This window comes from Natrinema soli, from assembly GCF_028618695.1.
Genome location: NZ_JAQIVI010000715.1, coordinates 1 through 10,819 on the forward strand (window position 1 = coordinate 1; position 10,819 = coordinate 10,819).

Annotated in this window: 11 protein-coding genes and 1 pseudogene; 5 read left to right on the forward strand and 7 right to left on the reverse strand. The window is 59.0% G+C overall.

Translation table 11 applies throughout. The features are described 5' to 3' along the window. Together PGX04_RS30795 and gvpO are read left to right on the forward strand one after the other, a co-directional pair. Window positions 1-722, forward strand: a 722-nt coding sequence (locus tag PGX04_RS30795) for an AAA family ATPase (RefSeq protein WP_273741962.1), incomplete at its 5' end; no start/stop codon positions are given. Window positions 723-778: 56 nt separating this feature from the next. Beyond that, complete coding sequence (gvpO, locus tag PGX04_RS30800; protein ID WP_273741963.1) at window positions 779-1,333, forward strand: gas vesicle protein GvpO, halophile-type; 555 nt, start codon at window positions 779-781, stop codon at window positions 1,331-1,333. A gap of 339 nt (window positions 1,334-1,672) precedes the next feature. Here the strand turns inward: gvpO and PGX04_RS30810 are convergent, their stop codons facing one another. Beyond that, complete coding sequence (locus PGX04_RS30810) at window positions 1,673-1,834, reverse strand: hypothetical protein (protein WP_273741964.1); 162 nt, start codon at window positions 1,832-1,834, stop codon at window positions 1,673-1,675. A gap of 228 nt (window positions 1,835-2,062) precedes the next feature. Between PGX04_RS30810 and PGX04_RS30815 the strand changes: the two genes are divergently transcribed. After that, a complete protein-coding gene (locus PGX04_RS30815) occupies window positions 2,063-2,236 on the forward strand; it encodes a hypothetical protein (protein ID WP_273741965.1) in 174 nt (57 codons plus the stop codon). 229 nt (window positions 2,237-2,465) lie between these two features. Here PGX04_RS30815 and PGX04_RS30820 read toward each other — a convergent pair whose 3' ends face one another. The 5 genes and pseudogenes from PGX04_RS30820 to PGX04_RS30840 form a co-directional block, all read right to left on the reverse strand. Beyond that, window positions 2,466-4,037 carry a sensor histidine kinase gene (locus PGX04_RS30820; protein ID WP_273741966.1) on the reverse strand — a complete coding sequence of 524 codons (1,572 nt, stop codon included), beginning with the start codon at window positions 4,035-4,037 and terminating at the stop codon, window positions 2,466-2,468. A gap of 150 nt (window positions 4,038-4,187) precedes the next feature. Beyond that, window positions 4,188-4,547 (reverse strand): annotated as a pseudogene (locus PGX04_RS30825) (DUF255 domain-containing protein); the annotation flags it as partial. A gap of 52 nt (window positions 4,548-4,599) precedes the next feature. Then, window positions 4,600-5,025, reverse strand: coding sequence for a hypothetical protein (locus tag PGX04_RS30830; protein WP_273741967.1), 426 nt, complete (start codon window positions 5,023-5,025; stop codon window positions 4,600-4,602). 160 nt (window positions 5,026-5,185) lie between these two features. Further along, a complete protein-coding gene (locus tag PGX04_RS30835) occupies window positions 5,186-5,512 on the reverse strand; it encodes a hypothetical protein (RefSeq protein ID WP_273741968.1) in 327 nt (108 codons plus the stop codon). 2 nt (window positions 5,513-5,514) lie between these two features. Beyond that, the gene (locus PGX04_RS30840) at window positions 5,515-6,048 is read right to left on the reverse strand and encodes a calcium-binding protein (protein ID WP_273741970.1); all 534 of its coding nucleotides are present in this window, start codon (window positions 6,046-6,048) and stop codon (window positions 5,515-5,517) included. Between the two features lie 1,049 nt (window positions 6,049-7,097). Here PGX04_RS30840 and PGX04_RS30845 point away from each other — a divergent pair. Next, window positions 7,098-8,864, forward strand: a complete 1,767-nt coding sequence (locus PGX04_RS30845) for a hypothetical protein (RefSeq protein ID WP_273741971.1) — start codon at window positions 7,098-7,100, stop codon at window positions 8,862-8,864. 742 nt (window positions 8,865-9,606) lie between these two features. On the opposite strand, the gene PGX04_RS30850 is transcribed toward PGX04_RS30845, so the two are convergent. After that, window positions 9,607-9,909: a hypothetical protein gene (locus tag PGX04_RS30850; RefSeq protein WP_273741972.1), complete on the reverse strand. Its 303-nt coding sequence runs from the start codon at window positions 9,907-9,909 to the stop codon at window positions 9,607-9,609. 437 nt (window positions 9,910-10,346) lie between these two features. On the opposite strand from PGX04_RS30850, the gene PGX04_RS30855 reads away from it, so the two are divergent. Continuing rightward, window positions 10,347-10,697, forward strand: coding sequence for a CHY zinc finger protein (locus PGX04_RS30855; protein WP_273741973.1), 351 nt, complete (start codon window positions 10,347-10,349; stop codon window positions 10,695-10,697). Window positions 10,698-10,819: the final 122 nt, after the last annotated feature.

The window sequence follows — 10,819 nt, forward strand, 5'->3', positions numbered from 1 at the left end:
GGCCGGTCGTCTGGCTCAACGGCGACGAAGCGGTCGACACCGCCGCGCTCGTCGGCTCTCACGCCGGCGGCGAGCGCTACGAGGAGAACGATCAGTTCGTCAGCGGCGTCAGCAAGAAGACGGAGATCGTTCGCGAACGCTGGGTGGACAACCCGCTGTCCGTCGCGGTTCGAGAGGGCGCGACGCTCGTCTACAACGAGTTCTCGCGCAGCGATCCCGCCGCCCACAACGTCCTGCTCTCGGTCTTCGAGGAGGGCGTCCTCGAGCGGCCGGGAAAACACGGCGACGATCGGACGATCGACGTCCACCCCGAGTTCCGGGCGATCCTCACGTCCAACGACGTGGAGTACGCCGGCGTCCACGAACAGCAGGACGCGCTTCTCGACCGATTTATCGGCGTCCACGTCGACTACTACGACGACGAGACCGAGCGCGAGATCGTCGCCGCCCACGTCGACCTCTCCGAAGACGAGATCGCGACCGTCGTCGACACGACGCGAGCGCTTCGCGACGACCTCGAGATCGTCGTCGGTACGCGCGCGGCGATCACGGCCGCGAAGGGGCTGACCGTCTTCGACGGCCACGCCGAGACCGACGAGGACGGCGAGTTCGACGACGAGACGCTGGCGAACGTCTTCACGGACGTCCTCGCGCCGAAGATGGTCGGCGAGAAGGACGGCGACATCGACGACCTGCGATCGCGGATCACCGAGACGATCTGACCCACCACGGAGGCGATCGAATCGATCCGAACGAGCGACAGACCGACCCAAGACCAATGGCCGAAGCCGACACGCAATCACGGGAGCAGTGCAAGGCCATCACCACGGACGGCGAGCGCTGCTCACGGCCAGCGCAGGACGACGGCTTCTGCTTCCAACACGACGAGAGTGATCAAACAGTGAGCGACAGTCAGACAGCCCAAGAGGAAGAACAGGCCGACCAAACGGACGATACGGCCGAGAGCGGTGACGTCGAGCAGCCCCAATCCCGCGGGACGACGACGATGACCGCGGAGGAGAAGACCGATCCCGAGGAGGTCGACGAGGCGGCCGACGTCGAACAGGAGGAGATCGCGGGCATCCTCGCGGTCCGCAACACCGTGCAGTCGACCGCCGGGCAACTCATCGGCCACGAGTTCGACGGCGTCAGCGAAATCTCCCCGACCGACGACGGCTGGCGCGCGGTCGTCGAGGTCGTCGAACGCCGAGCCGTTCCCGACACGCAGGACATCATCGGCCGGTACGAGATCGAACTCGACACCGACGCCACCGTCCATGGCTATCGCCGCCTCGACCGCTACCGCCGCGGCGATACCGCCGAGTTCGAGTAACGGCCGATCGGCGCTCGTCCGCTCGAGCGAGACTCGGTCGCTCGAGTGGTAACGCCGGCCACTGTCGCTCACTCCCGTCGTCTCCTTTTCGTCGTACTTTCCCACCGCGTGATCGCTCACATCGGGGGCCGCCGTCGGCGGCGAGTGCCGATCGATCGTCGGCGACAGGCGGATCGGGCGGCCGGTAGTCACAACACCGCACGGGGTAGTAGCGCCGCGAGAGGACCTTCGCGGCGTTGAAATCTGTTGAAGTACAACTATAGGTAGTTGAATTGAAAGGAGGTTCATCATCTTCTATTCACTCGAAGGTTGTCTGAACGCCGCAATAACGACGTGTGCTTACTTAGCGTCGAGTTCCTCAGTAGTGAGTTTGTGACCTGTTTTCTGACCATGTTCACGAATTACTTCTGCTGCTTCATCCCCTTCTGTAGTCACCTCTTTTGAGAAAGCGCACATGTTGCAGACAATACGGATTGTTTCTGAATGCTGTTCAGTGTCCATGATACATGTATTATGTTTCAGCTGTATTAGGCGTTGTGAGGTTATTGAGATTCTGTTTGCGCCCGTTCAATTGTCTGCCTGTACTGAACGGCAATTACGTGTACAAACTGAACAATAAAGCAGAATGGATGAGTATTGAAAGAGACTATGAATCAGTTAGAATCCGTTTCTATAGCCAATATTCTTTGGAGGAACAATCATGGGGAAGCCAATGATTTGTAGAGTAGTATGAGTAAGAATGAAGACGAGACACAAAAAACCGTTGTCGCTTGTACAGAATGCGGTGATATGTACGTTGCACGCATCTCTCCAGATGGCTCTATTCAACCAGTAGGCATCGTCGATTGCACCTGCGGCGGCGGAAATTTGAATCAAATTAGAAACGAATACAGCATCGATTAGTAGGAAATAGTAATAGAGAGTGATTAATACTTCACATGTACTTACCGTCATGTTACTCGCGAAGTGCTATGAAACAAACGGAGACGATCTGTTCACTATAACTGCGAACCGAACACCGAAATTTCTGACAGGTATTGGGCAGGGTTGTCAAGTCGTGCAAGATACACAGTGCGAATGGAGCACGAGATCCGGCTCGATTTGAAAGTGGTGATCACTCCGTATAGTGCGCTCAGTTATCGGACTCGTCTGCTACCGGCAGCGTAAACGCAAACGTTGTTCCATCGCGAGGGTCGGGCTCGACCCAGATGTCGCCGCCGTGGCGCTCGATGATGCGCTCACACAGCGCCAGCCCAATTCCCGTCCCCGCGCCTTCCTCTTGCGTGTGGAGGCTCTGGAACACCTTGAAGATGCGGTCGGCGTCAGCGGGGTCGATACCGACGCCCTCATCGCGAACCGATATCATCCACTCGTCGCCCGCTCGTTCGGCCGAGACGTGCACTCGTGGTGGCTCGTCGCCGCTGTACTCAATTGCGTTGTCGAGCAGGTTTTGGAACACCTCCCGGAGCTGGTCGGAGTCGCCTTCGACGCGGGGGAGCGTCTCCGTGACGATCTCCGCATCCGTCTCCTCGGTTTTCACTTGGAGGTCCTTGCGAACGTCTTCGAGAACAGTGTTCAACTCGACCGGCTCTAAGGGGTGCCCACGTGTTTCGACCTGCGAATACTCGAGTAGTCCATCGATCATGTCGCGCATCCGGTCGGCACCATCGACCGCAAACTCGATGAACTCCCGGCCGTCCTCGTCGAGGTCGTCGGTATACCGCGACTCCAGCAACTGGAGGTAACTTGTCACCATCCGCAGGGGCTCTTGGAGGTCATGCGAGGCAGCGTAGGCGAACTGCTCCAAGCGTTCGTTGGACTCCTCGAGTTCCTGTTTATACACCTTGTGCTCGAGTTCATTGCTCACCCAGTTGCTGAGCAGCCCAACGAACGAGACTTCCCAATCAGAGAACGCCTCGGTCCGCGCCTCCATCCCGTAGAAGCAGAACGTCCCGTACACTTCTCCCTGGACGATGACCGGTGTCCCGAGATAACAGGCGATACCCCACTCGGGGTCGACTAGTTCCGGAGCCTCGGACTTCACGTCCTGCAGGACGAGCGTCTCCGCAGTCTCGACGACGCGTGAGCAATTGGGCAGGGTCTCCAGCGGTGTCGTGTCACCCGGTTCGAGGTCCACGGCTTCCGGCACGGCCACGTGTTCAAAGATGTATTCACCAGCATCTTCATTGACACGTGAGAGCGTCGCAAACTCGGTTCCGACTGTCGTCCGGACTACTTCAAGGAGCGGCTCTATCTGCTGGGAGAACGGCTGGTCTGCGGCCGCCATTACCTCATTGGCACGTCGGAGAGCTTGTTCCCGTTTCTCGATTTCTTGCTGACGGTCATCCGGTTCAGTGATGTCGCGGACGTACACTGAAAGCCCGGTTTCAGAGGGATATACATGGATTTCAAACCAACCGTCCTGTGGCGGATAGTGCGTCTCAAATGTGACAGCTTCTTGGGTCTCCATCGCACGTTCATGCTCCCACTGGAACGGCGAGTCGGTCAACATGGGAAACTCCTTCCAGATAATTTCCCCACGGAGATCTGCTTGGTCTCGCTGGAACAGGGTTTCAGCTTGGTCGTTGCAATACGTGAACCGCCAGTCTTCGTCAAGCGCGAAGACAGCGTCAGTTACGCGCTCCAAGACCTCTTCTGGAGAATTTTGATCGGAGGGTTCACTTCGCGTCTCCGGGTCCGTCATTAGATGCACTCAGTGCTTTGAGAGACATGGGTATTACGCATATCTACTGAACGGCTGGTTCATTGGCTTCGGGATGAAACAAAGAAAAGACGTCGTGCTGAACACAGCCTCTGTATACAGCACGCTGTTTTGGCAGCTATCGTAGATCGCGAGCTGGCAGACGGTCATGTAGATGCTGTCGACGTCCGGACGCTCCTCGCGGTTGACCTTGATCGGGACGAAGTTCTCGTTGAGCACCTCGGCGATCGCCTCGTCCTCGAAGCTCTCCGCTTCCATGACGTGCCACCAGTGACACGCCGAGTAGCCGATCGAGAGGAAGATCGGCACGTCGCGTTCCGTCGCGGCCTCGAGAGCCCGTTCGACCCAGGGCTGCCAGTTGACGGGATTGTCCGCGTGCTGGCGCAGATAGGGGCTTTCCTCCTCGACTCGGTTGCGCCGGGTCGGTCCCGAATCGGACGGCCGGCCGTTCTCGAGGCGGACCGATACCGGTCGACCCGAGCGACGATGCACCGCCGCGAGATAACTCGTTGCACAGCGTTTCGGCCCCGCGTCTGGTCTCGCTTCACCGCTGCTCGGACGAAGAGGCCGGAGCATTGCCGCATCCGTCGCCGGCCGAACCGACGTGACGGACCGTCGTTTCCAGGAGGGATAACTGCGTGCTGTACACCTGCGCGTCGGCTTCGAACACGTAGCGGGAATCGCTCTCGAGCGCTTCGCGCGTGAATACGATTGTCGTCCAACGGACCTGCTCCCCCCCGAATTCGGACCGGACAACGTACCCGGTGTACTCGTCGGGACGCGTCAGAACGGGAACCGTTTCGCCGTTCGGGAGCCTGAGGAGTTCGACGACGATCGTCGCCGGAAGCCGATCGACGACTCGGGCGGACGTCCCGGGTCGATACTCGTTCACGGGGACCAGTACCGAGCGATCCGATTCGGGCGAACGACCGCCGGCTTGGTTGGGAACATCCGGCTGTTGATTCGCCATACGCTCCGAAGAAGCGGCCGCTGGAACGCCGGGTTCTCTCGATCCGCTAGTACTCTCGTCAGCTATCGTGTATCGGTAGTGCATCGATATGCGCTTTCGCCGGCTCTCCTCCCATAGAGGGAGTCTTCGTTCGGGACCGAAATAAAATAGAGTTGAGGCGTTACTCGAGCGTCGTAGAGATGAGGTTCAGTCGGGTGCTGAACATCTGAGCGTCTTCGCCGAGCGTCCCGCTGTCACCGCTACTGAAACTCTGATCGCGGGTGAACAGGAGGATCGAGGGCGCCTGCGGCCCGTCCTCGACAGAGTACCGGACGACGTGACCTGTGTACTCGTCCGGTTGGGAGATCTCCGGCACGGTCTCCTCGTCGGCAGTCTGGAGAATTCTCACCGTCGTGCTCGTCTCGAGCTGTGAGACGACATCGAAACTCTCTCCGGCTTCGTAATTGTACGTGAAGACCAGCACTTGTCCCTCGTCATCTTGAACCATTGTTATTCACCTCCGTTCCCGGCGGTCGTCTCGTTCTCGTCGGCGGTCTCGTTCCCTCCGTTCGTGGTCGTATTGCCGCCGTCGCCACCACCGCCGTTGCCGCCACTACCGCCGTTCAGCGACGTACTCATGAGGTTCAGATCGGGGCTCAGCACCGACGCGTCCTCGCCGATCGTTCCGCTATCCCCGGAGCTCAGGCCCCCTCCTCGCGCAAACAGGAACGTCGTGATGCCAGATTCCTGGCCGATGTCGTATCGGATGATGTGACCGTTCCACTCGTCGGGCTGGGATATCTCCGGCACCGTTTCACCGTCCAGCTGTAACACGTCGACCGTCGTGCTCGCCTGAAGCTGGGCGAGGACGTCGAAGTCCGCACCGGGGTACAGATCGGCCGCGAATACCGCTAGTTGGTCTGCCTGTGCGCCGACCGTCGCCGTTCCGAAAGCGCCCGTTCCGAGCGTCAGCGCGCCCGTCGCGAGGGCACCCTTCGCCATGAACGACCGTCTCGAGTCGCCTGGTGTGTCTTGTTCACTCATAGTCTCTCATACCCCGTCACGGGGTGGAAAGATGTAGCCTGGGTTATCGAATAAACGCCGACGACCGTTCCTTCCCGTATGAATTAATTTAACGAGTCTGAGAAGAACTCCGAGTGATCGGCTTTCGAAGGCGTTCACAACGGCTGATTCGCTGATTTCAGTGGAACACTGCCACTGACAGTTTACCCGTTGGGCAATCAGACTTGCGAAGATCTGTCGAGGTTCTGGCGATGTCAGAAACAGAACCGACTCAGTTCACACGCGGAAGTAACGGATTGAGTCGTTCGCGCGAAGCAACAATAACCGTGGCGGTCGAACTCCAGATATCGGAGGGGACCGATCCGACACGGCCGATAGAGACGAGGTATATAACCAATGCGCGTCCAATATCCGCTCATAAGTGACGATAACCGCGAACGGTCGGATAGCGTGAACCGGCTCGATTCCGTTGATCGTTTCGGGAACCGAACCGGTTGCGATGGCCACACGCGATCGGTTCGAAAAGCGCCCCATTCCTGCCGGATAACCCGACGTGATAGTACCGGAATTCATTGTGATCGGAACGCGCGTTCTCGCGACAGTCAGGCGTTATGAGAGGCAGATATCGACAAAGACCATTTTCCATCGAACCAACCGGTGCGGTGTCGATTGCACTCCGGACGACTCACTCATCGTCAGTATCGGCGGCCGTCGGCATCGGGCCGAGTCATCCCCAAACCGAGCATTTTACACCAGCACACTTTCGAAAAGGAGGTTTAGTGAGAGAGCCCTGTAACGGGTTTAGAGTCGGAAGCGCGGTACGGCGTCCGTCGGCCGAGGAAAGTCAATCTTCGGAACGGTAACCGTCGGCGTATCGAACGATTCACGGAGACAATAGAGTGCTGTGTTGGAAACGGTAGCGGACTTTATCGTTTTCCGTCGTGCACCCAGTTCTGGCCATGGGAAACAGTGACGAGAATGATCGAGCACACTTTCGAGGGATACACCGTCGACGTTTCGTTCGAACAGCGGTCGCGGGAATCGGACTGGTAGGGAGTAACGGACGGTCGTTGGCTCAAGAGGAACCGGACGATACGGGAGTCCCCGTCGCCCGACACGGATCGTTTCCGGATTCCGACGACCAGACAGATGCCCTGTACACCTACCGCAAGCGGCGTGCGCTCGAGGTCCTCCTGACCGACCCCGAGGTCCACGCCGTCGCCGAGGACATGCTCTCGAGTTACGAAGCGTACGAACCGTACACGGATCACCTCGATGCGGTCAGCGTTCAGGGAAGTCCGGACGTCGAGATCGAAGGCGGCGTCGGCGACGGTCAGTTCGACGTCACCGCCGTCGAGAGACAAGTCGCCTACGGACTCGTCGATCGGCAGACGGACGACCTCGTCGCACTGACGATTACCGAACCGCAGGATGTCTCCTGGCGTGCGTGGGAGGCAAACGAACGCGAGGCGGCACAGCTCGAGCGGGTAATCGATACTCCCCGCGTTCAAACGTTCATCGACGGAACCGACTGGTTTCCGCTGTTTACGATCGCCGGGTCGATCACGTCCGCCAGGGGAATCGAGCACGGCGGCGTGAATCCGATCGTTCTGTTCCTCGCGGACGGCGATTCGATCGCGGCCGTGGTCGCCTACTTGGACGTCCGAGACGACGCCGGCGACGTGGTCGACGTGAGTCACGTGGACCGATTCGTCGAATTTCCCCCGCACGAACTGGCCGCCTCCCTCGTACCCAGAGACGATACCGTCGTCGGAGCCGTTCCCGACGTGTCGTTCGAGGAGCGACCGTGGTACACTGCGGACGACGGTATCCACCGGACCGAAGATCCCCCGACGTCGTTCGAACGATCCGGCTGGAACATCGACTGGAAACCGCCGGGCCAACACGGTGTCGAGATCTCCGCCTCGTATCAGGGAACGCCGGTCTTCGCGAGTCTCGAGTCGCCGGTGACGTTCACCGGATACGGCCTGCCGGAACGCGACGGCGAGACGACGCTGGACTGGTTCTTCCCGGACGACGACCCGGTCTTCAGCGGTGAGCTGCTTCGATGGGACCTCCACAGTCTCGAGTTCGGCGGACCGGGGCCCCTCGGCGTTATCGACTATTCCGAAGCGGACGACCGGCCGTCGGGATTCAGATTCAGTTCTCACTACGAAACGGGGGCACAAGAGCCCAACGGGCAGGATCACCACTCCGGCTACCGGTTCGGCCAGTCCAGTCACGAACTCGCCTACGACTTCTGGGCGGACGGAACGGTCAGTTCGATCTGGCGACGACAGGGACCGGGATTCGTCACCGAGTACGTGACCGCTGGAGCCGACGACGAGAACGGAACCGACGATGGAGAGGAAGCCGACGACGGTGAAGAACCCGAGTACGGTGTCCCCCACCACTCCGTCGCGTCGATCGCGATGGACGCCACTCCGGGGACGACGAACGGTGTTGAAGTAGGGATCGTCGATGGAACGGAGCGGACCACGCCCGAAACCGAGTTCTATCTGGTCGGCGAACAGGGGATCGTCGTCCAGTTTACGAATCCTGATGGACCGGAGACGATCGAACTGCCGCTCGACGAGGACATGGAAGTGGTCGTCGTCCGTCGGGCCGCCGGCGAGATCCCCGGGCAACAGCGACTCGAGGAGTCGTCGGTGGAGTCCAATTTCTATCATCCGGCCCAATACATCGGAGACGAACCGATCCAGGGGGAGCGCGTCGTCGCGTGGCTCTTGAGAGAGGCCCCAACGGCGGAGCTTCCCCATCCGACCGGCAGCACGTCGTTCGTCACCCGTAGTGCGATAACGCTGTCCGGCTATTGACCGGCGCGCAGCGGCTGACTCCGACCGCTCCTCGTTCCCCTCCTGAGCGCGTCGGCGTCGAACGGGAACCAGCGGACAGTATCCACTCGAGCGCGACGCTCACCTGAGGGCTTATTGTGGCATAATAACATGGTCTATATGGAGGGGAAGGTGGACATCCCGGTTCAACCCCCTGCAGAGGCGGATTGAGCTACGTCGGTTACCCCGTCCCCGACGTAGCTTTTCAGTGCTATCGTCGACTCGAGGAACCCCCGTTCTGCCTACAGCTGACTCGTTAGGGTGCAACTTTATTACCGATGGGGGTGATGAATGGTAATACGGCAGGGACCCATCACACCGAATGGCATGTATCCCGACGCGTCGTCTGCACCCCCTGCCGTTACCCCACCTGCCCTTTCGATACGATAGATCCCGCTCGAGGAACCCGGTTCTCTGAGTCGGAAATCCATTGTCGGTCGTCTGTTGTATATTGATACCGGGACTCACTATAGGAGCGCAGAAACTTGTTACATAGCGCCCACCCGTGTTCCCTGCTAGTGGTCCGTCAATCGTGGATCGATGAACAGAGAACCCACAGATCAAACTGATATAATTTGAAAAAGTTCTCTGAGGGCGTGCTAGATACAAAGCGCGTATATCCCACAAAATTCAATCAGAGATGGTGTTGGTGGTCGCAGTTAGTGAGAGTAGAGGTATTGTTGAAAGCCTATTCTTCAGACAGTTATCAGAGTGGACCGGCTCACTACAGGGTTACACCAAACAGACTCAATATACCCGTTATGAGGAAGTACAGGAGAGAACCCCCGAAGAATACTGCCACTGTTATCAGTATGACTGACTGTAGAACTGAATGTGCAGAATCCGTAGAATCTCCCTCCCCCTGAGCCATTCCAGTTCCATTATCTATGTATCCCATGGATTGGAGGGCTGAAGTCCCAGAATCTCCGTCCGCATTCTCCATTCTCGCTTCCATATCCCCATTTACACCCCCTCCTACATCACCATGCAGACTCCCCATTGCGCCACCACCGCCATCTCCGTCCATATTCATTCAAATACGCCGACACTAATAAGCTTTCTCCAGCGTTTATCTACGATTTCTCGAAAGAACACGAGAGACGCTCTGAATTCAGTACTCTGTATTCAGCACACTGTTTCTGCCAGCTATTAGAGAGGCAGATAGCCGCTCCGGTAACGCCTTCGGCTATACTTACCGCTCGGTCATAGTCTACTCTCTTCCCACCTAAGCGGACTCGACAATACTCATTATCGAGGTCTCATCCGCTCCTACTGCTGGAACAGTTCCGGTGTACCGTCTCGAATAGGCCAGCCTGTCTTCTCTCTAGCGCGGCGCGCGCTCTGCGCACCGCGCAATTTCCTGCCCTCTTAGGGCACTAGCGCTTCAGACGAACTGACCCTCGAGCCCATTTACAATCCCGTCCAACCACAAAACCGAAGCACCCGCTAGCCGTCGAGCCACTCGTGCAATCGATCGGAGGCCACACCGTCCACGGCGTCGACGTCGGTCCGGAAACCCGGTGTGCCCACTACGACACCGTCCGCGACGTGGTTGCGTTCAAATTCGCCTGCTGTGAGCGCTACTATCCCTGTTTTCGGTGCCACGAGGAAACGACGGACCACGAGGCCGTGCCGTGGCCTCGAGCCCGATTCGACGAGCCGTCCGTGCTGTGTGGCGGCTGCGGGACCGAACTCACCGTCCCCGACTACCTCGCGGCCGACTACAGCTGTCCGGCCTGCGACGCGGCGTTCAATCCCGGTTGTGCAAAGCACGCCGCGCTATACTTCGAGACGGAAGATTCGGACCTCGAGTGACCGAACGGACTCGAACTTCCTGTACGCCTCGAGCGACCGAACTCAGTCGTCGGCCGGAACCGCTCGCGAGTCGGTCTCGGCGGCCCGCTCGTCGGCCAGCGCCGCTTCGACCCGCGGCGGCA